Annotated in this window: 19 protein-coding genes; 8 read left to right on the top strand and 11 right to left on the bottom strand. The window is 43.0% G+C overall.

All coding sequences use genetic code 11. The features are described 5' to 3' along the window. Positions 1 to 74: 74 nt before the first annotated feature. Both OV592_RS12570 and OV592_RS12565 read right to left on the bottom strand, forming a co-directional pair. Positions 75 to 707: a DUF2959 domain-containing protein gene (locus OV592_RS12570; RefSeq protein ID WP_406608802.1), complete on the bottom strand. Its 633-nt coding sequence runs from the start codon at positions 705 to 707 to the stop codon at positions 75 to 77. Continuing rightward, positions 707 to 934 (bottom strand): hypothetical protein, encoded by a 228-nt coding sequence (locus OV592_RS12565; RefSeq protein ID WP_220718200.1) that lies wholly within the window; start codon positions 932 to 934, stop codon positions 707 to 709. Before OV592_RS12565 ends, OV592_RS12570 begins: the two co-directional genes overlap by 1 nt. Positions 935 to 1,145: 211 nt before the next feature. On the opposite strand from OV592_RS12565, the gene OV592_RS12560 reads away from it, so the two are divergent. After that, positions 1,146 to 2,285 (top strand): exonuclease SbcCD subunit D, encoded by a 1,140-nt coding sequence (locus OV592_RS12560; RefSeq protein WP_406608801.1) that lies wholly within the window; start codon positions 1,146 to 1,148, stop codon positions 2,283 to 2,285. Further along, positions 2,285 to 5,341 (top strand): AAA family ATPase, encoded by a 3,057-nt coding sequence (locus OV592_RS12555; protein WP_406608800.1) that lies wholly within the window; start codon positions 2,285 to 2,287, stop codon positions 5,339 to 5,341. Before OV592_RS12560 ends, OV592_RS12555 begins: the two co-directional genes overlap by 1 nt. Positions 5,342 to 5,389: 48 nt before the next feature. Here OV592_RS12555 and OV592_RS12550 read toward each other — a convergent pair whose 3' ends face one another. The 6 genes from OV592_RS12550 to dinG all read right to left on the bottom strand — a co-directional run bounded on the left by OV592_RS12550 (position 5,390) and on the right by dinG (position 10,807). Beyond that, positions 5,390 to 6,133 (bottom strand): outer membrane protein OmpK, encoded by a 744-nt coding sequence (locus OV592_RS12550; RefSeq protein WP_406608799.1) that lies wholly within the window; start codon positions 6,131 to 6,133, stop codon positions 5,390 to 5,392. 273 nt (positions 6,134 to 6,406) lie between these two features. After that, the gene (gene rsmS / locus OV592_RS12545) at positions 6,407 to 6,568 is read right to left on the bottom strand and encodes a pleiotropic regulatory protein RsmS (protein WP_016401153.1); all 162 of its coding nucleotides are present in this window, start codon (positions 6,566 to 6,568) and stop codon (positions 6,407 to 6,409) included. Positions 6,569 to 6,642: 74 nt separating this feature from the next. Then, the gene (locus OV592_RS12540; RefSeq protein ID WP_406608798.1) at positions 6,643 to 7,404 is read right to left on the bottom strand and encodes a DUF2057 family protein; all 762 of its coding nucleotides are present in this window, start codon (positions 7,402 to 7,404) and stop codon (positions 6,643 to 6,645) included. Positions 7,405 to 7,407: 3 nt separating this feature from the next. Beyond that, complete coding sequence (priC, locus tag OV592_RS12535; RefSeq protein WP_406608797.1) at positions 7,408 to 8,016, bottom strand: primosomal replication protein PriC; 609 nt, start codon at positions 8,014 to 8,016, stop codon at positions 7,408 to 7,410. Beyond that, positions 8,004 to 8,783 (bottom strand): TSUP family transporter, encoded by a 780-nt coding sequence (locus tag OV592_RS12530; protein WP_016401150.1) that lies wholly within the window; start codon positions 8,781 to 8,783, stop codon positions 8,004 to 8,006. Before OV592_RS12530 ends, priC begins: the two co-directional genes overlap by 13 nt. Beyond that, complete coding sequence (dinG, locus tag OV592_RS12525) at positions 8,783 to 10,807, bottom strand: ATP-dependent DNA helicase DinG (protein ID WP_406608796.1); 2,025 nt, start codon at positions 10,805 to 10,807, stop codon at positions 8,783 to 8,785. Before dinG ends, OV592_RS12530 begins: the two co-directional genes overlap by 1 nt. A gap of 348 nt (positions 10,808 to 11,155) precedes the next feature. Between dinG and OV592_RS12520 the strand changes: the two genes are divergently transcribed. Continuing rightward, positions 11,156 to 12,172 carry a porin gene (locus tag OV592_RS12520; RefSeq protein ID WP_338621498.1) on the top strand — a complete coding sequence of 339 codons (1,017 nt, stop codon included), beginning with the start codon at positions 11,156 to 11,158 and terminating at the stop codon, positions 12,170 to 12,172. A 397-nt stretch (positions 12,173 to 12,569) separates the two neighbouring features. After that, the gene (locus tag OV592_RS12515) at positions 12,570 to 13,592 is read left to right on the top strand and encodes a porin (RefSeq protein ID WP_406608795.1); all 1,023 of its coding nucleotides are present in this window, start codon (positions 12,570 to 12,572) and stop codon (positions 13,590 to 13,592) included. A gap of 72 nt (positions 13,593 to 13,664) precedes the next feature. Here the strand turns inward: OV592_RS12515 and OV592_RS12510 are convergent, their stop codons facing one another. Beyond that, on the bottom strand, positions 13,665 to 14,039 hold the full coding sequence (locus tag OV592_RS12510) for a TraR/DksA family transcriptional regulator (RefSeq protein ID WP_406608794.1): 375 nt from the start codon (positions 14,037 to 14,039) through the stop codon (positions 13,665 to 13,667). A 180-nt stretch (positions 14,040 to 14,219) separates the two neighbouring features. Further along, complete coding sequence (locus OV592_RS12505; protein ID WP_406608793.1) at positions 14,220 to 15,161, bottom strand: tRNA-dihydrouridine synthase; 942 nt, start codon at positions 15,159 to 15,161, stop codon at positions 14,220 to 14,222. A 432-nt stretch (positions 15,162 to 15,593) separates the two neighbouring features. On the opposite strand from OV592_RS12505, the gene apt reads away from it, so the two are divergent. The 4 genes from apt (at position 15,594) to OV592_RS12485 (ending at position 19,389) form a co-directional block, all read left to right on the top strand. Next, entirely contained in the window at positions 15,594 to 16,139 is a 546-nt protein-coding gene (gene apt, locus OV592_RS12500) for an adenine phosphoribosyltransferase (RefSeq protein WP_016401140.1), read from the top strand. Between the two features lie 14 nt (positions 16,140 to 16,153). Further along, a complete protein-coding gene (dnaX, locus tag OV592_RS12495) occupies positions 16,154 to 18,475 on the top strand; it encodes a DNA polymerase III subunit gamma/tau (protein ID WP_406608792.1) in 2,322 nt (773 codons plus the stop codon). 71 nt (positions 18,476 to 18,546) lie between these two features. After that, positions 18,547 to 18,873, top strand: a complete 327-nt coding sequence (locus tag OV592_RS12490; protein ID WP_016401138.1) for a YbaB/EbfC family nucleoid-associated protein — start codon at positions 18,547 to 18,549, stop codon at positions 18,871 to 18,873. A 93-nt stretch (positions 18,874 to 18,966) separates the two neighbouring features. Further along, a complete protein-coding gene (locus OV592_RS12485) occupies positions 18,967 to 19,389 on the top strand; it encodes a DUF3010 family protein (RefSeq protein ID WP_016401137.1) in 423 nt (140 codons plus the stop codon). A gap of 98 nt (positions 19,390 to 19,487) precedes the next feature. On the opposite strand, the gene asnB is transcribed toward OV592_RS12485, so the two are convergent. Beyond that, complete coding sequence (asnB, locus tag OV592_RS12480; RefSeq protein ID WP_016401136.1) at positions 19,488 to 21,152, bottom strand: asparagine synthase B; 1,665 nt, start codon at positions 21,150 to 21,152, stop codon at positions 19,488 to 19,490. Between the last annotated feature and the right edge of the window lie 182 nt (positions 21,153 to 21,334).

Here is a 21,334-nt window from a genome sequence, read left to right as displayed (position 1 = left end):
TGGTAAGAAGGGATTGATAGTAGAAAAGGCAAATAAAAGGCTACAAAAGAAGGACTTGTAGCCTTGCAACTTATTTATTTCATACTTGCGATGAATTTGTCTGATTCGGCTATTGCTTTGCTCATTTGTTTAATTACGTCGGCAACTTCTTGCTCTAATCGAGAAAATTCTTTGCCAACCGCGCCAATGGCTCGAGCATTTAGATTATGTTTTAAGTAAAGCTGATTATCGTTTAAGCGACTAAGAACTGGATCCATTTGCGCTTCAGCTTTGAGCATGGCTTTGAGCATGGCTGCGTAACGTTTACGCGTATCTGAAAGCTGCTGCTTACTTTCTGCTTTTAAGCTGGCTGACTGGTATTGCTCTAACTCATCTTGCCATTCATCAAAAAGTGCTTCTGCAACACTGTCTACTTCATCTATCCGTTCACTTACGGTTTCGGCTGCTGCTTTAGAGTCTTTATATTGGGCATTTACTTCATCGTAAACATCTTCTAAATCGCCGCCATCAAAATTAGTTAAGGTTTTAAGTTGTTCAAGAGCCGAGGTGAATTGTTGCTGCGCATCTTGTTGGCTTTCTTGTGCTTCTTCCACTCGGTCAACTAATATCTCGCGTTTGTGGTAGCCCACCTTTTCCATTGCGGAGTAATAGGTGGATTCACAAGCAACAAGGCCTGTAAGCAATAATAATATGCTAAAAATTCTCATTAGTTACTCCCTGGTGTAAATCTCGCTGCGTCAATAATTGCCCAAATATGAACGATCACCGCAATCACAATGGGCACAATTAACCACCAAAGCGCGTAGCCTGCAGCAGTTATTACAAAAAACATTAAAGCCGACAGAATTCTGCCTTGAACTAATTGGCCTAAACCGGGGATAAAAAAGCTACAAATAGCGGCAAGCACGTTGCCAGTAGAACCTTGATCAGACACTGTTCTTCCTTGAATTAACTCGAAACAATAATTGTATGTTGCCAGAGTCTAAGGCGCTATGCGAGTTTCGCTGACGAATTCATTTCTTTGAATGTTTGCTTGGTGTCAATTGTGTATATTCATTGCCTTAAAAGCATGGCTTGGCGATAATGCTGGCACTGCAATTAGTAAAGCACTTGTGCTTGTTTCTGGTTTAACTTACGGATATTGAATGAAATTTCTCCACACTTCTGATTGGCACCTTGGACGCCAGTTACACAATCAGTCTTTATTAGAAGATCAAGAGTATGTGTTAGAGCAAATTATTCAAATTGCCCAACAGCAACAAGTGGATGCGTTAATCGTAGCTGGTGATATATTTGATCGCTCTGTGCCTCCCAGTAATGCTGTTAAGCTGCTTGATGACACCCTAGATAAACTCGTTAATCAGCTAAACATTCCTGTGATACTGATTGCTGGAAATCACGATGGCGCGCAGCGCCTAGCTTTTGCATCGAGACAAATGCGTGAAAGTGGCCTTTATATTAGTGGTACTTTAGGTCAACAAATTCCGGCCATTAAGCTTGCCGCCAAAGATGGTGAATCAGTGGTGTTTTATCCGCTCCCTTATGCTGAACCAGCGACCGTGCGCGAAGTGTTTGAATGCCAGGCAACTAGCCATCAAGAAGCAATGCAAGTGCTGGTGGAACAAGTTAAACAACATGATAGCGAAGGCTTAAAAAAGGTGGTGATTGCTCACTGCTTTTTAGATGGCGGTGATGAATCCGAATCAGAACGGCCACTTAGCATTGGCGGGGCCGACAAGATTTCTCCAAAGCTATTTAGCGACTTTGATTATGTTGCACTAGGCCATTTACATGGGCCTCAATACAAGGGCTCACAGCAGATCCGTTATTCCGGTTCTCCATTAAAGTATTCCTTTAGCGAGCAGCATCAGGCTAAGTCTGTGACTTTGGTTGAGCTCACTGAAGACGACAGCAAAATAGAGCTGATTGCTCTAAACGCTAAGCGAGACGTACGCATTAAAGAAGGTTATCTCGACGAGTTATTAGCTAGCGGAAGCGCCGATAGTCACCGAGATGATTACCTAATGGTGCGTTTGTTAGATAAGTCGGCCATTTTAGATGCCATGGGTAAGTTACGCGAGGTATACCCAAATGTGCTGCACCTTGAGCGAACCGGCTTGATGGCAAATACAGACAAGCTTGAGCTTAATCGAGAGCACATAAAAAAAGGTGAATACGACATGTTCACCGACTTTTTTGCTCAAGTATCTGGCGACGAGCTAAGCGCTGAGCAGCAAGCCTTGTTAAAGAAAACTATCGACCAACTGCACCGCGGAGACCAATAATGCGCCCAATTTCTTTATGCATGAGCGCCTTTGGCCCGTTTGCAGGAACAGAGTTGATAGATTTTCGCCAACTCGGTCAAAACCCGCTGTTTCTGCTCAATGGCCCTACGGGCGCGGGTAAAACCACCATTTTAGATGCCGTGTGTTTCGCCTTGTATGGAAAGAGCACAGGTGACGAGCGCGAAGCTTCACAAATGCGTTGCGATTTGGCAGATGAAGCCCTACTAACTGAAGTGATTTTTGAGTTTGAACTAGGGGCGAAACGCTACAAAATTCGTCGCGTGCCCGAACAAGCACGCTTAAAAAAATCAGGTGATGGTTATACCCAACAAAAGCCCGAAGCACAGTTAAGTTTAGTTAATGATGACGGCAGTGAAGAGCTGTTGGTGCCCGCCAAAGTGTCTGAAGCCAATAGTCAGATAGAAGCGCTTACCGGTTTAGATGCCGACCAGTTTCGCCAAGTGATGGTCTTGCCGCAGGGCAAGTTTCGTCAGCTGTTAATGGCTGACTCGAAAGAGCGGGAAAAAATATTTTCTCAATTGTTTCAAACGCATATATATAGAAAAATCGAAGATAGCCTTAAAAACCAAGCGGCTAGCATTCGCACAAAAGCCTTAGAGCAAAAAAATATTCGCGAAGGTATTTTACAAAGTGCAGATCTAAATGAGCAGAGCGATTTAAGCGAAGAGTTAGCCCAGTTAAGCTCGCAACTTGAGCAAGCCTTAGCGCAAAAGCAGCAAACTGAGGCTAAGTACTCAGTAGCAAATAAAGACTATGAAGCGGCCAAGTTACTCGACGAAGACTTTAGTTTACAGGCTAATCTCAAAACATCTTTAAGTGCTTTGAACAAACAAAAAGCCAATATTAGCGAAAAGCAAACTCGCTTAGACCAAGCCAAAGCCGCTCAGGCTATTGAGGCCTTTGATACGGCAAAAGTGCAGCGTTTTAACGAGGCTAAGCAAGCCAGTTTGGCACAAAGCCAGGGTGAATCGGCATTAAGTTTGGCTCAACAAAACTTGCAGCAAGCTCAGCAACAAGTGGAGCAAATGCCAGAGAAAGAAGCGCAATTAGCGCAAGCTCAAGAAGGCCTACTTTCGCTACAGAACTTTAAGCCACTGATTTTAGAGCTAGAAAAGCTTAAGCAACAGCAAACTGCTGCTCAAGCAAAACTAGATAGTCAAGCAGAACAAGGCAAAGGGTTAAAGCAGCAGCTGGTAGATTTAGTTAGCAGTAAAGCCGCTTTGAGCGAGCAACTTACCAGCAGTCGCCAATTGGCGGAAACCCAAGCGGATAAACAGCGGCTTTTAGGTTTGTCTCAACAGTATGTTGAGCAGGCTGATTCTTTAGCAAAACTCAATCAACAGTTAAGCGAGAATAAACGGGAAGTTGAACAATCTGCTGAGCAAGGTAAGCAGCTTAAAGCTCATTACGAGCAAGCTCAGCAGCAGGCGAATCAGGTTCAACTAACTTGGCACCAAGGCCAAGCAGCTATCATGGCGCAACGACTTAAGGCTGGCGATGCTTGCCCTGTATGCGGCAGCACTGCGCATCCTCAACTTGCGGCGAGCCAGCAAGCATTGCCCAGCGAAAATGATGTGGAGAAGGCGCGTAACATTGAGCAAATCGCGCGCGATAAACTAGAAGAAGCGCGTCAACACTACAAAACCTTAAAGACCAAGCAAAGCGAATGGCTAAATCAACAACAGAACCTTAGCCAGCAACTGGGCGATAAAGCGGCAACCTCCTTGCAACAGTTTCGCGCAGAACTGGATGCTGCTCAGCAAGCTTTGGCCGCCACTCAACAGGCTCAGTTACAAGCTAAACAACAGCAACAACAACTTGAGCAAACAGAGCAAACAGAGAAGCAGCTGCAAGCTCAGGTAGAGCAAGCGCGAGACTTATATCAGCAAACCAAAAGCCAGTTAGATGTATTGCAGGGGCAGCGTGAGAGTGCTGAGCAAAATTTACCCGAGAAGTTTCAGCAGCCGTCAATTCTTGATGAAGCTATAAACTTACAACAGCAGCAAATTGAGCAACTTAAGACATCTATTGCAGTGATAAACGAGCAACACAATGTCGCCCGAGAAGACTTAAGTGCTAAACAATCAGCAGCTACAGCGGCAAAACAGGCGCTGCAGCTCGCTCAGCAAGCTTTAAGTGAAGCGCAAGCTAAGTTTTCTGAACAATTAGCAAAGTCTAGTTTTGCCAATGAAAGCGCCTTCAATATGGCATTGATTAGTGATGATGAAATGGCAGCACTTGCCAAGGAGCTAGAAGAATATCATAGCGACTTAACAACAGTGTCTGCGCAATTAGAGCAATTAAAGGTCAAACTAAAGGGTAAAAAGCAGCAAAATCTTGAAGACTTAGCGCAAGCGCTTAACAAGCTGCTAGAACAAAAAGATTTAGCAGATGCGGAGTGGAACAAGCTCAATAATCGTCACTTGAGTTTGTTAGAGATTCAAAATAAGTTAAATCATGCCGATAAGAATGCCCAATCTCTCGCTGACCAATACCAAGTAGTAGGCACTTTAGCCGATGTGGCTAACGGTCAAACCGGTAACAAAGTGAGTTTGCAGCGTTTTGTATTGAGTGTTTTGCTAGATGACGTATTGCTGCAGGCCAGCCAGCGGCTAAGCGTTATGAGCAAAGGGCGTTACCAGCTTATTCGCAAAGAGCAACGGGCGAAAGGCAACAAAGCCTCTGGCTTAGAGCTAGAAGTGGAAGATAGCTACACTTCTAAAGTACGCCCTGTCGCAACCCTAAGTGGGGGCGAGAGCTTTATGGCTGCGCTAGCCATGGCATTGGGGCTGTCTGATGTGGTACAAGCCTATGCGGGTGGCATAAAACTAGATACTCTGTTTATTGATGAAGGTTTCGGTAGCTTGGATCAAGAGTCATTAGATTTGGCGATTCGAACTTTGGTGGATTTGCAAAGTGCAGGCCGAATGGTGGGGGTGATTTCCCATGTGTCTGAGATGAAGGAACAAATTACCAGCCGTATAGATGTGCTTAAGCATTCATCTGGCAGCACTACTCAGTTACACCTTCCTTAAACAAAAAAGCCAGGCAATGCCTGGCTTTTCGTTCAACTACATACAAACTTAGAAGTTGTAACGTAGTGAATAAATGAAGGCGTTTTGGTTGCCCACAGTACCTAGCTTGTTGTAAGCGTAACGGTATTGGATACCGGTAGTTACGTGGTCTGTGGCATCCCACCAAAATGCTAATGCACCATTCATTGATACATCATCAGTTTCGCCAGAAACGTCGGTGTAGTCTGACTTACGTGCAAATTCAGATTCGTGCCAGTTAGAGATCCAGAATTTTTGGTCCCAAGCGGTAAAGTTGTAAACCGCGGTCCAACCGAACATACCACCGTTAAAACCAGTGAAACCGTCGTTCCAAGAAGGGTTTGTGATAGTCATGTGAGCACCAACCCAAGGAGTAACAAACCAACCGTCACCTTGGAAGCGGTATTGGCCACCTAGTACAGTGTTGTTGGCAGCAAAACCTTTTGAGTCAGTTGCGTAGTGTTGGCCGTATAAACGGAAATCAGTATCAGCGATTTTGTAAGCAATAGTCCCTTTATATGCTGTACGTAGTTCATCGCTTCCATCTTGAACGTTTTCTAGATCGAAGAAGCCGTATACTTCACCCCAATCGAAACCTGCGCCACCTTCTAATTCAAGGTAAGCAAAATCTTCTTGGAAACCAGTACGGTCTTGAGTGTTTTTAGACCAATCTAAGTAGTTTACGCTAATGTTACCAAAACCGTAAAGATACTCGGCGCTGGCAGGCGCGCTGGCTAAAAGAGCGGCAGCTGAAAGTAGTGCAATTTTTTTCATTGGGTAGTTCCTTGTTCACGCTTAGGTGAATTACCGTGTGTGTTTTGTTATGAGTTCGGCAGAAAGTTTATAGGGGAAGGGAACTAAAGTTCTGACCTAGATCACAAAATACTGTGCACTTATTGGTCAATTAAATCTTATTAACCAAATATGTTTATGGTATTTGGTTTTTCACAAAAAAATAATAAAAATATATAAGTGACAAATATCTAAAATTCAGGCTCTTAGGCTTATTGTTGAGCACTAAGTTAAATTTGTGAGGATATTTTGAGTTTAATCTTCTGGTTTTGCTTGTTCTGCAAGTTTTTTTTGGCAGTCTTGGCTCACTATTTCTAGTGCTTTAAGCGCGAGCTCTGGCTCAATGTGGTTTTCTTCAAGTAATTGAATTAAATCTACAGCCAACTGAATGTGTTTTGGAGCGGAGTTAAGAGACATAGAGATCCGGGAGAGCTAAAGCTATAGGAAAATGGCCTGAGTTGACACAACTCAGGCCAGTATTCGTTAGGTTTTTATTGCTGTTGGATTACCCAAATTTGAAACTGCTTACGAGTAGCTGCATCGGCACGCTGATACCAAAATTGCAGCATTTGTAATTCGGTATTGTCACCTGCAGGAACTGCTACATCGTTACTCGCTGCAGCTGGACTATCGTTAGAGGCTGCTACTGCTGTAGCTGCAACAGCGGTTGTTGCTACTACGGCAGTGGCATTGCTGTTGCTGTTTGTAGAGCTTGCCGCTGGAGTGTCTGTTTTAGCTACCACGGCAGTGGTTGTGGCGGCAGCTGCTGTTGGAGCCGTTGTACCTTGTTTAGCTTCAATGGCTGCAATCTCTTCTAAATAATCACGAGAAAACTGCATACCTGGTTTTAAAGGCAGAAGATAATAACTTGAGTCTACAGAACCACCGTTTTCATCTTTTAAACTAAAGCTTGGCTTATCAGCAAATTTTTTGGCTTTGCTAATACTGCGGGGTTGTTGAGCTTTTAAAACGATGTCTTGGCCATCTTTAACATTTAAGTTGATAACGATGGGCGTTGACTTAATTATTTCTGAATTGCTGTTAGAGCCTACGTTGTCTGCGTAGCGAACCACAACTTGATGAGGACCAGCATTTAAGTCGGCGCTAGTTTTGCTAAGGCTAAGTACACCAGTAGACTGTTTATCTACATACATAATCTCAAAGTGACTAGGTGTAGAAAAGCTCGCGGCAAAGGCGTTGAAGCTTGCAATACAAGCAAATGTTAAGCTTACAGTCTTCCCAAAGAATCGCATGAATTACTCCTTAAAGCGTGATTCTAACTGATTTATTTTCTGTTCCAGTTTCCAAGTGGTTTTTTGACACTCACCTAAACGACTTTTTAAGCTGAGGATCTCCGCGCTTAGTCTAGCAGTATCTGTCTTGATATTACTACGATTAAGTACTTGGTTTTTTTCTGCAATTTTTTGTTCTAATTGAGCTTCAAATTGCTTTTGTTGATTGAGCTTTTCGCGCAGTTGATTTTGATCGCCGGAGTTGATTACTTTATTTAAGCGATTTTGCCAACTCTGGATCCGTTGCTGCTGGGGAATGGAGCGTTGTTTTTGTTTGCGAGTTATCTGGTTAATTTTACCTTGCAGCATGGCAAATTTACCTACAAATCGGTCGCAGTAGAGTTTGAGTAAGTCGATGTCTTTGGTTTTTTTACCTAAGCGACTTATTTGAAGGAGGTCTTGTTCAAGCTCGCTAACATAGTCACTAAACAGATCACTACGACAGCTAAATCGCTCATCAAGTACTGCGGTTTTTGCGTACGCGCTGCGCTCACCTTGCAAATCTCGGTGTTCGGCTTGCTCCTTTAGTTGGCGAAGCTTTTGCGCCAACGTTTCAAGTTCTAACTCAACCATGCTTGCCAAGCCAGTTTACCAGCAATAACCATTACCACAGTAATAAACACCGGACGAATAAATTTAGCACCAAAGTGAATGGCAGAATGCGCGCCAACAACTGCACCAAGCATAATACTTACGCCCATCGTTAAACCAATTGCCCAATTTACATGGCCTAAGTATACAAAGGTAATAAAGGAAACAAAGTTACTGGTGAAGTTCATTGCTTTTGCTAAGCCGGAGGACAATAAAATGTTCATCTTATATAAGGCCATGGACGATACCGTCCAGAAAGCTCCGGTACCTGGACCGGCAACACCATCGTAAAAGCCTAAGCTTAAACCTTGCCCAAGCATTTGTTTAGTTAGTTTTTTGTCTGCTTTGGGAAGCACTGCTTGGCCGTCGGCTTGTTTACGATTTAGGATGGTATAAACCGCGGTTGCCATAATTACTAGAGGTAATAGCTTTTCTAACCACTCGGTACTAATAAAATCTACGATAAAGGTGCCGGCAAAAGCGCCAATTGCGGTAGCAACAAAGCTCCAAAGCCAAAACACCGGGTTAAACAGTTGCTTGCGATAAAATGTCCATGCAGCGGTGCTTGAGCCAAAACTCGCAGCAAGCTTGTTGGTACCTAAGGCAATGTGAGGAGGTAAGCCAATGCTTAGTAAGGCGGGAATGGTTAATAGGCCCCCGCCTCCTGCAATAGCATCAATAAAACCGGCTGTTAGGCCTATGCCTACGATAAGGATTAAAACAGAAGGGTCGAGTCCCAGTTCTAACATCAATGGTCACTTCTTTTATAAGGTGGTAATGCAGCTAATAGTTGCTTGCCGTATCGTCGAGTTGTGAGTCGACTATCGAGCAGCACGATTCTACCTGAATCACTTTCTTTTCTCATTAGTCTTCCGCAGCTCTGTACTAGTTTTCTGCTGGCGCTAGGTAAAGTTAGCAACATGAACGGATTTTGGTTGCGACTTTCAAGCAGCTCAGCATGGCTAGCCATTACTGGCTCTGTAGGAACAGCAAAGGGGAGGCGAGCAATGATAAGGTCGGTTAATAGATCACCGGGTAAGTCGATGCCTTCGCTAAAGCCGATAGTTGCTAGAATAGTGCTGGTTTGATTTTGTTGGCGGCTTTGTCGGTGTTTTGCCAGTATTTGCTGATTGGTTAATTGACCTTGAATCCAAAGGTTATCTAGTTTCTGCTTTTCTAATTGCTCTGCAACTTTATCCACTAAACGATAAGAGTTACAAAGTATCAATATACCGCCTTGATTGTGCTGAGCTTCGATGACCTTTTGAGCAACATTATTGGCAAATTCAGGATGGTCAGGCTCAGCGATATTATTCGGAACCTCTAAAATAACCTGTTGGTAGTTAAAAGGAGAAGGCAGCTTTATGAGCTGTTCACTGGCTAACTTAGGTAAGCCAATTTGGTTTACATAATAGGAGAAGTTACCTAGAGCACTAAGTGTTGCTGATACGGCTATGACCGAAAAAGCATCTTGCCACAGCAGCTGTTGCAGTAAACCACCAATTTCTATTGGTGAACTACAAAGCTGTATTTCTTTATCTTTACGAGTAAACCAAAAGGCATAGTTTTTTTGGTTGTTTTCGTTCGCATAACTAAACAACACCTCCAACCAAGACTCAGCTAAACTTTGCATGATGCTTAATCTACTCAGTAAGGCTTCAGCCTGAGCTGACTTCATTTGATTGTTGGCAACGTTTTCTTGGATAACCCCAGCGTAATGTTGCAAACTATTGCTGAGCTTGTTGGCTTCTTTATGGTAGTTACTGGCTAGGTTAATAATTGCCGAGGGTGTTTTTCCTAGTGCGAAGCGCCAATGCTGACTGTTATCAAATGATTCTTTATTAGTATTTGCAACATCTTTAAGTTTGTTAAAGCAGCTATTTAGTTCTGCGCAAGCTTCCTTTAGTTTTAGGCTGCTACCTGCAATGGCATTTGGGTTTAGTATGTTCGCTAATTCTTTGTCGAACAGCTTTAGGTTCTCTAGCTCTTTCAATGCGTGATTTAGCATTAGTTGCTTAGCGCTAGCTTCTCTTGCTATCTCTGGAAACTGATGAGCTTCGTCCAATATATAGATGCAATCCTCAGATGCTGGCAGAATATGACCACTGCCGGCATGAAGATCGGCAAGCAACAAACTGTGGTTTGCCACAATAACATTGGCTTTTTTTAAACCTTTGCGTGCTTTATGAAACGGACAACTTCTATGCCTAGCCGATTGAACCGAGCAACTTAGCGTATCAACCACAACATGTTGCCAAATTTGCCAAGGTACTTGCCCTGGCCAGCTATCTCTGTCGCCATCCCATTTACCTTGCTGTAAAGCAATCGCCATTCTCTTGGTGAGATCTAATTGTTTAGGGGTGAGACCTAAATCGGTGCTTGTAGCTGCTACAAGTTTATGGGCGCAACAATAACGCTGCCTTCCTTTTGCTAAGGCAAACTCAAACTCGCCGTGCGCTGCTCTATGCACCGTGGGTAAATCGCTTTCTATTAGTTGTTGCTGTAGGGCAACGGTTGCGGTGGAAATGACAACTTTTTTGTTTAGGGCTTTAGCTAATGGAATAGAGGCCAGTAAATAAGCTAGTGATTTACCTGTTCCTGTGCCAGCTTCTGCTAAAAGCACCCGTTGTTTACGATTAATGTCCCCAGCAATTGTTTTGGCTATCTGTGCAATAAGAGAACTTTGTGCAGCCCTCTTAATAAATGTTGGGTTTTGCTCCTGAAGAGTATTATACCAATGGCGAATTCGTTGTTTGTTTTTTTCTGTTAACATGAATTCCTCAATGTTGTTAACAACTTATAAGTAAGCGCTTATTCCATGCCTAGATATTATAGATGACTAGAGCGACATAAAATACTGTAAAAAAATCAAATTATTGGCTTAAATACTGTTAGAGCTAGATCACGTTTTTATCTCTAATACATTCTTTTATTGTGCCTGACTATAGTTTGACCACTCTAAAAGCTCGTAGATACAGGGTTTTACGTGATTTTATAAAAGTTCAATTTTTTATTGCAAAAATTTTTCAGCTTGATAATGTATTGACCAGACAGTGAGAAATCACTGTCGCACAGGGAATTTAAGGAACAAGTGTTTAATTGCTAAGAAGGCACAGGAAAAATGAAAAAGACAATTCTAGCGGTAGCAATACCAGCTCTATTCGCAGCATCTGCACAAGCTGCAACAGTATATGACGCTGACGGCGTAACAGCTGAACTTTACGGTCGTATGCAATTTGATATCAGTGATGCTGGTGGCGATGATTCAGACCTTGATGGTGTTGGTTCTGCTCGCATGGGCTTTAAAGCAAAATCTGAAATTGCATCAGGCGTTTACGGTTTAGCTCGTGGTGAATGGCAAATTCGTGCTGAAAACAGCGGCGAATCAGCTAAACAGCTTTCAGCTCGTCACATCTACGCTGGTTTCGAATTCGATGATGCTGGTTCAGTAGTATTTGGTCAAACTGATACTGCTTTCTACCAAGCTGTAGCTGCAACAGATATCTTCAATACCTACGGTTACGAAGCTTTCACAGCAATCGAAGATGGTCGCCAAGAAGGTCAAATCGTATACTCTGGTGAGTTTGGTGGTTTTTACGTTGGTGCTTCTTACCAGTTCCGTGATGAGAACTTCAAACTAGGTTTTGGCAACCCTGACTCAGGCATCCCTGCTGAACCTACTCAAGCTTCTTTAGATCAAGGTTACGCTGCTACTTTAGGTTACAACTTTGACTTCGGTTTAGGTCTATACGGTGGTTACCACGTAGAAAAATTTGATTCTTTCGAAAACGGTACAGTAAATGGTGCTGATAAGAAGAACATGGCACTTTCTGCTACTTACTCATGGGAAGACCTGTATTTAGGCGCTGTATACGCTACTACTGATTTAGATGGTGCAGAACTTGAAGGCTATGACTTAGTTGCTTCATACGATATTAACGCTGTATCTCTATATACTGGTTACGCTGCGCAAGAAGGTAAAGGTGACGCTAGTGGTTTAGGCGATACTGCTAAAGCATTCAAACTTGGTGCTGCTTACAAGTTCAACAGCAACATGAAAGCATGGGCTGAATACTTGAACAATGGCCTAGAAGGCGCTGACAACGAGTGGACTATCGCAGTACAATACAACTTCTAAGTTTATTGTTGCGATGAGCGCTAGTTAAGCGCTCTACAGCCATTAAAAAGCTCACTTCGGTGGGCTTTTTTGTTTTACCTGATTCCAAATTTTCCTAGTTTTGCTTGTAAGTTTTCTATCTTCACTTTCCCTAAAAAGCTTTTTAAATCTAAAGCTTGTCTAAATATTTGCTATTAAATAGATATTGTTTGGATTTTTATTTTGTTGATATGCCTATTGCACTTTCAATTAACCATAAAAGTTCATAAAAACTTCAAAAAAATGTTGATTTCACTCTCATTATCAGCAAATATGTCGGCCGTGAGAGGGAATTCACTGCTCAAGGAAACCATTCCAAGGACGAATGAATGGGTCAAGGAAGAGATAAATTATTAATCTCAAAATAGGCAGTGGAACTTTGAAAAAGACTATTCTAGCAATCGCAATCCCAGCATTATTTGCAACTGGTGCAACTAACGCTCAAGAAATTTACAACGACGGCGAAAACGCATTTTCTATCGGTGGTCGTCTTAACCTTATGGTTGAGTCTGCTAACAACGAAGGTGAGCGCGATCTTCGTTCAGAAAACAACTCTTCACGTATTAACCTAAACTTCTCTCGCAAAATGAGCGAAAATGTTACTGCTCGCGCTACTATGGAGTACGGTTTAGACAACCCAAATGGTAACAGTGACTCTCCTTTCTTCAACCGTTTAGGTTTCATCGCAGTTGACCACGCAGACTATGGTTCTGTTTCTTACGGTAAGCAATGGTCTACTTACTACACTATCACTGGCGTAACCGATGTATTTTGGGTATACGGCGGTACCGCAATGGGTATTTACGACAACGGTGACAAAGTAGGTACTGCACGTGCTAACGACGCACTGCAATACAACGGCAGCTTTGGTGGCGTTAACTTAAGCGGTCAGTACCAATTTGCCGACGAAGATGAAGGTCGTAAAGATAGCTACTCTGGTGCTGTTTCTTATGACTTCGATTTCGGTCTAAATGTTGGTGCAACTTACCACCAAATGAACCGTACTGATGCTGAAAAATCTCTAGTTAACAATGACGGCGACGCTAAGCTTACTGCGTTAGCGGCTAGCTACAACCAAGGCCCTATCTACGCAGCGGTATCTTACGGTGAGTTCAAAAACCACGTTGCTTTTGCAAATGATGGCAGTGTTTCAGACAAAGCTATCGGCCACGAAGGTGTATTTGCTTACACTCTAGACATGGGTCTACAGCTTTACACTGGTTGGAACGTTCAAGAAGACAAAAACTCTTCAGCTGACCTAAAAACTGCTTTAGTTGGTGCAATGTACGATTGGAACAACGTTCTTTTGTACACCGAGTACCAAGACGAGACTACTAAGTCTGTATCTGGTGCTAAAGAAGACGACAACCGCTTAGCTGTGGGTGTACGTTACAACTTCTAATTCTTCTAAGAAGATGGAAGTAAAAAGGCCACCCAAGGGTGGCCTTTTTGTATTTACTGGTTTCAGTATTATTTAAAGTGCGAAACTTTCGCGCCGCTTAAACATACGGTGTTTGTCACTACAGCGTTGACAGCGTTGAGTGCTTGGGTCGTTATTTAAACGGCTAATTTCAATCTCTTCTTCACAGTCGCTACACAAACCATATAAACCTAAGTCTATTTGGCAAAGTGCTGCGTCAACCCTTTGTAATTGTTTTAACTGAGTCGTTAGCTCTGAGAGCTGCAATTTCAGGGCCTGGTCAATAAGTTCTTCGTTAGTTAAAGACTGCAATTTGTCAGCTGTTAGCTTCAAGCTGGTTTTTTCTGAGGCAGTTAAAATTGAGATTATTTCAGACTTTAACTGCTCTAATTGTTGCGTGAGTCGCAACTGATAATCTCTAAATTCCACGTTTAAGCCCAATTATTAAATGAGCTAGCAGTATAAACACCGGGTCTAACCCCGAGATATGATGTGAATCAAAACGAAACACTAAAAAGCTATATAACTACTTTTATTAGGGTTTTGTTGATCTAATACAGAATATGAGCAAATAGTGCGAAGAAACGTAAAGCCAAGCTTAACGAAAGGTCAATCTTTGCATTGCTGTAGGCGGATTTGCTTAACAATAGAATTTGTATCTTTTAATACTCTGATATTGCGAAATAGATCGTCGGCTTCGGTGTAGTAGCCAGAAAGGTATCTTAACCACTGTTTCACCCGGCTTTGGTAGTACTTGGCTTTTTCACTGGTGATTTGGTGCTGAGAGTAGCGAATTAGCAGCTCAATTACTGCAGACCAAGCTAATGGCTCTTCCTCACCTCGTACTACTTTAGCAAGGTTCGGAATAGTAAGTGCGCCACGGCCAATCATTACATCTTCACAATTGCTGGCTTCTTTGCACTGTAAGTAGTTTTCTCGGTTCCAAACTTCTCCATTAGCAATAATAGGAATAGAGAACTGCTGTTTAACTTGCTTTATATAGTGCCAATGCGCTGGCGCTTTGTAACCGTCGAGCTTGGTTCTCGCATGAATGGTTAGCTCATTGGCGCCTGCTTCTTGCACAGCTTGTACAATATCAAAGCAGTCATCTTTGTTTTCCCAACCTAAGCGAATTTTGGCAGATACAATATGCTGCTTGGGTACGGCTTTTCTTACTTCACTTACAACATCATAAATCGACTGAGGGGCTTTTAACATAGAGGCACCACCGCAGCTTCCAGTAACAGTATTGCTGGGGCAGCCAAAGTTTAGATCTAAACCATGAGAGCCAAGTTCGATAGCTCTTACCGCATTTTCTGCCATCGGGCCAGGATGCTGGCCTAACAGCTGTACTCTAACCGGGGTGTGGCCTGCTATTAAACCTTGCTCATGTAGTTCCGGGCTGTACTTGTAGAATACTTTGTCGGGCAGGGCTACGTCAGTAACACGAATGAACTCTGTTACACACCAGTCGTAGCCACCACAACTAGACAAAAGCTGGCGCATGGAAGCATCTGCAACGCCTTCCATTGGGGCTAAAACTACGCGCATAGTAAACCTTAGTTTGAAAAAGCGGCCATTCTAACTGTTTGTGGTGTCTGCTGCTAGCAAATTAGCTACGCAAATTATTGGCCTGAATAAGCTGGATGCTCAGTTTATTTCCATGTTTTTGCTGGGTGTTTGTAGAGATGATGCTCAAGTATAATTGATCTAGATCAATGTTGATTGAATTTAGTTTAAAGGTGAAGTTTAGATGGACCAGCAGTTTAAAGAAGATTATAACGTATTATATTTCCTAGGTTTTGTAGTGGCGCTGCTGTTACCAACCCTACCTTTGAGCTTGTCTCTACTAAAAATATTTGCCTAATTTTTGGCTATTATCTAGGTTAGCACTTCGTTGCTTTATCGCCATAAACTGAGATAATTAAAGATTGTAAATACGCCCACCTGTTTGGGCGTTTTTTTTGGAAAATGGAAGCCGGTATGAGCAGCGCTAATCTTGAGTATATAAAGAACGCAATTAAAACTATCCCTAACTACCCAAAAGAGGGGATATTGTTTAGGGATGTTACCAGTTTAATTGAAGATCCAAAGGCTTTTGCCTTGGTTATTCATGAATGGCAACAGCGTTTCGAAAACCTTGGTATTACCAAGATCGTTGGCACCGAAGCAAGAGGTTTTATTTTTGGTGCGCCACTAGCGCTGGCATTAGGGGTTGGCTTTATTCCGGTTCGCAAACCTGGCAAGTTACCTCGCGAAGTTATTGGCGAAAGCTATGAGCTTGAATATGGCATGGATACTTTGGAAATTCATACCGATGCTATTCAGCCTGGCGACAAAGTGTTGTTGGTTGATGATTTAATCGCAACTGGCGGCACCGCTGAGGCGTCTGTGAAGTTAATTCGCCAGTTAGGCGGCGAAATCAACTATGCGGCCTTTGTCATTAATTTGGTAGACTTACCTGGCGCACAGAAATTAACGACACTCGGAGTAGAATCAACTTATCTAGTTGAGTTCGAAGGCGAATAGGACAACAGCATTTAATGAATTATCAAGCCCTAGCGAGAAAATGGCGACCCAGAACATTCCAGCAAGTTGTTGCCCAGCAACATGTACTAGCTGGCTTGATAAACTCATTAGACCAACAGCGCTTGCACCATGCATATTTGTTTAGTGGCACCCGTGGTGTGGGTAAAACAACCATTGCGCGCTTGTTTGCTAAAAGCCTCAATTGTGAGCAAGGAGTGTCTTCTAATCCTTGCGGTAAGTGCAGTAATTGCCTAGAAGTTGACCAAGGTAACTTTGTTGATTTATTAGAAATAGATGCTGCCTCGCGCACAAAAGTGGAAGATACTCGAGAGCTTCTAGACAACGTGCAGTATAGCCCCGCCAAAGGCCGCTATAAGGTGTACTTAATAGATGAAGTACATATGTTGTCACGTCATAGCTTTAACGCGCTACTAAAAACTCTAGAAGAGCCACCAGAGCACGTTAAATTTTTGCTTGCTACCACCGATCCGCAGAAACTGCCGGTAACGGTGTTGTCACGCTGTTTACAATTTCAGTTGAAAGCGCTGAGTGAAGAACAAATTTCTCAGCAGTTAGCGCATATTTTAGATGCTGAACAGCGTCAATATCAGCCTGCAGCACTTGCTGCTTTAGCCCATGCAGCCGATGGCAGTATGCGAGACGCTTTGAGCTTAACTGATCAAGCGTTAGCCTTGTCTAACCAAGAGTTAGCTTACCAGCAAGTACTTAATATGTTGGGCGTGTTAGATCCTCATCAGTTGCGTCAGCTTCTTTGTCATGTCGTTGCCGGGCAAACAGAATCGGTATTCAGCAAAATCTCAGAGTTAGCGAGTATGTCGCCTGATTACGAGCACTTGCATCAACAACTCGCTGAGATTATTCATAAAGTAGCGATGGCGCAGGTGCTACCAGCAAGTCAACATGATGAAACGATTCAAATGCTTGCAGAGCAAGTAGACGCGCAACTGGTGCAGTTACTTTATCAAATAGTGATTACTGGTAAGCGAGATTTTGCTTACGCTCCAAGCCCACGTAGCGGTTTCGAAATGACCGTGTTACGAATGTTGGCATTTCAGCCAGCAGAGCAGGGCGAAGTAGCAAGCCCGATTACTAAAGAAAATAGCCCGAGCAATGCAGATTTAGCGGATAAAAGCTTAGTAAAAGAGCAACAAGAAATTCTAGAGCAAGCGACGCAGCAAGGTTACGAAATACCTACCGCTCCTGCAGTTTCAGGTATTAGCGATAAAGCACCGGCTACCGTTGATAAAGATGAGCGAGTTGTGCAGCGAGAGCAGAGCATTGCCAAGCTGAAAAATCAGTTACGTGGCGATAATTCTGAGCAACAGCAACAGCAACAGCAACAGCAACAGCAACAGCAACAGCAACAGCAACAGCAACAGCAACAGCAAGTTGAACAAGCTGCATTACCTGCTGTCAGCCCTGTAGAGCCAGCAGCAGAAGCGGGTATAGGGAATAGGCTACCAGTGGCAAGCCATCCGGCGCCTTCCCAAACACCACCTTCATCAGCTCAAGCTGCTCCTCAGGCCAACACCAAACAAGCCGCTGTTAGTGCAGAGCAAGCAACGGTTGATGATAGTTATTATGCCCAGTTTGCCGATATGAATGCTGAGGCTGAATATGAAGAGCCTAATTATGCTGCCGAATACCAAGCTCAAGACTTGCCTGCTGCAATGCCTGAGGCTACTCCAGTAAATATTCCTCAAGCACCGGCTAAAGAAGAAACTGCATCTTTGCTGCAGTTAAGAAGCCAGCTACGTGGGCGAGGAAAGTCCGGAAAAAAGTCTAAAGAGGCGGGCGCCTCTACCAATCTAAAGCCAAACTTAGCTCCAGCAAATGCTTCGGAGCCATCCTCTAATAATCTTTCACAGGTGCAGCCAGAAACGGTTGAACCAGTTGAGGAAGTAGAAACGGTAAGCTTTGTCGCCACTACAAACGACAATGATGAAGCTTGGTCCGAGATGGTGAAGTTTATGGAATTAGGGCCAATTGCTCGACAAATAGCCATTAACTCTTTGTATCAACTTTCCGAAAGCACCGTAAAGTTGCTATTAAAACCCGAGTTATCTCACTTGCCTAAACCAAGTTCGGTGGAAGAGTTAAATCAGCAATTGAGCGTGTGTTTGCAGCAGGAAATTGAATTAGAAATAACTGTAGGTGAAAACTCAAATGGCAAAACACCTTTAGAGTTGGCGCAGTTACTTCATCAAAAAAATACCAATGCAGCCATTGATAGGTTATTGGGTGATCCTAATATCCAAGTATTGCAGCAACGCTTTGGCGCAGAATTAGATAACGACAGTGTGAAATACCACTGAACAACTTGATTTTCGACATTAATCTAGATGTAATGTCGCAGTTATAACTAATAGAAGAGAAGAGAATAGTTATGTTTAAAGGCGGAATGGGTAACCTAATGAAGCAAGCGCAGCAAATGCAAGATAAAATGCAGCGCGCTCAAGAAGAAATCGCCAAAATGGAAGTTACTGGTGAATCAGGCGCAGGCTTGGTGAAAGTTGTTATGCTTGGTAACCACAACGTTCGTCGTGTTGAGCTAGATGAAAGCTTAATGGACGATGACAAAGACATGATTGAAGACTTACTGGCTGCAGCGGTTAATGACGCAGTGCGTCGTGTAGAAGAAACCAGCAAAGAAAAAATGGCTGATGTAACTGGTGGAATGCAAATGCCTCCAGGTATGAAAATGCCATTCTAAGCTAGCTTAGAGCAGCAAATTGATTAGGCCGCATAGCGGCCTTTTTTGTGCAACACTTAGTTTGCATGAACGTAGATTAAAATAGGTAGCAAGATGAAAGTATGCGGTGTAGAAATAAAAAGTAATGAAGTTATTGTTAGCTTGCTAACGCTGGAAGATGGACTATTTCAAATTCCAGATTGTCGTGTGCGCCGTCTTACTTTAAGCGACATAAACAGCACTCAGCACTTACGTGACTTTCAGTTCGCCTTTGCTAAATTGATGAGTGATTACAAGGTTGAGAAAGTGGCGATAAAGCAGCGCCCAATGAAAGGTAAATTTGCCGGTGGTGCGGTAGGCTTCAAATTAGAAGCTGCTATCGAGTTAATTAGCGAGCTAAATGTAGACTTAGTTTCAGCCACTAAATCTAAGCAAGTACTAAAAGATAACCCAATGCCGGTAGAGTTTTCTGCAACGGGCCTTAAAGCCTTTCAAGAGACATCGTTTACCACTGCTTATGTAGCTTGTATGGCTTGATTCACGTTTAGATTCTAGCCTTAGGGCTGGATCTACGCACAATAAAAAACCGATGCTAAAGCATCGGTTTTTTGTTTAAAGCGGTAAAGTTTAAGTAACTAGTAAGCTTCGTTGTGTACAGATAGTACTGCGCGACCAGAAGGATCGGCGTTGTTTGCAAAGCTCTCATCCCAAGCAATCGCTTCAGGGGTTGAACATGCTACAGACTTACCGTGAGGTACACATTCTGCTGCAGAGTCTTGTGGGAAATGCTCTTCAAACATACTGCGATAGAAGTACGCTTCTTTAGTATCTGGCGTATTAATTGGGAAGCGGAAGGCCGCATTCGACAATTCTTGGTCAGAGACTTCCAATTCAACCAATTCTTTTAAGCTGTCAATCCATGAGTAACCAACACCATCTGAGAATTGCTCTTTTTGACGCCAAGCCACTTCAGCAGGTAAGTAACCTTCAAAAGCTTCACGTACAATGTGCTTCTCAATTTTATCGCCGGCACACATCTTAGCTTCTGGGTTTATGCGCATTGCAACATCCATGAACTCTTTGTCTAAGAATGGTACGCGGCCTTCAATGCCCCAAGCAGCAAGAGATTTGTTAGCACGGTTACAATCGAACATGTGCAGTTTCTCAAGTTTACGTAGGGTTTCCTCGTGGAATTCTTTAGCGTTTGGCGCTTTGTGGAAGTACAAGTAACCACCGAAGATTTCATCAGCACCTTCTCCAGAAAGTACCATTTTAATGCCCATCGCTTTAATTTTACGGGCCATTAGGTACATAGGAGTAGACGCACGAATGGTGGTTACGTCGTAGGTTTCAAGGTGGTAAATAACGTCTTTAATGGCGTCAATACCTTCTTGAACGGTAAAGTGAATTTCGTGGTGCACGGTACCTAAATGGTCAGCAACTTTTTGTGCAGCAATTAGGTCCGGCGAGCCTACTAGGCCAACTGCAAATGAGTGCAGTTGTGGCCACCAAGCTTCAGAGTTGTCATTATCTTCAACACGCTTATCTGCATACATTTTAGTGATTGCAGAAATAACCGAAGAATCCAAACCACCAGAGAGTAATACACCGTAAGGAACGTCACACATTAACTGGCGTTTTACCGCTGCTTCTAAAGCTACTTTTAAATCTTCTACACTAGCGTCGTTGTTTTCTACGTTTTTGTAGTCCATCCAATCGCGCTTGTAGTATTTAACAGGTTCGCCGTTCTTGCTGTATAAGTAGTGACCAGGAGGGAACTCGCTCACTGTTTTACAAATAGGCGTCAATGCTTTCATTTCTGAGGCAACGTAGAAGTTACCGTGCTCATCGTAGCCAGTGTAAAGAGGAATAATACCAATATGGTCACGACCAATTAGGTAGGCGTCTTCTTCAGAGTCGTATAAGCAGAAACCGAAGATACCGTTTAGGTCGTCTAAGAACTCAATGCCTTTTTCTTTGTACAAGGCCAAGATGATTTCACAGTCAGACTCTGTCTGAAATTCAAAATCAACATTAAGCTGAGCTTTAAGATCTTTGTGGTTGTAGATCTCACCATTAACCGCAAGAGCGTGAGTTTTTTCGGGATTATAAAGAGGTTGTGCGCCGGTATTTACGTCTACGATAGATAAACGCTCATGCACTAAGATGGCATTTTTTGAAGTGTAAATACCTGACCAATCCGGGCCACGGTGGCGTAAACGTTTTGACATCTCAAGTGCTTGCTTACGCAATACACTGAGGTCAGATTTAATGTCTAGAACTCCAAATATGGAACACATACTCTTCCCTTAACTACTTTGTGTTTACTCTCGAACAAATGGTACTTCGCCATTTGTTCCAATATTGCCCTCAATTTGCCAAGATCAGAAATTATTGCAAGTCCTGAATGACATTTTTTGCTAAAAAAAGCCAGAAAACTAAGAATTATTAACAAACTGGCTATTTTTGTAAGTCTTTTTGC

Origin of the sequence: Agarivorans sp. JK6, from assembly GCF_045277145.1 — a bacterium.
GTDB lineage: Bacteria > Pseudomonadota > Gammaproteobacteria > Enterobacterales > Celerinatantimonadaceae > Agarivorans > Agarivorans albus.
This window is presented reverse-complemented; position numbering and strand designations above follow the sequence as displayed.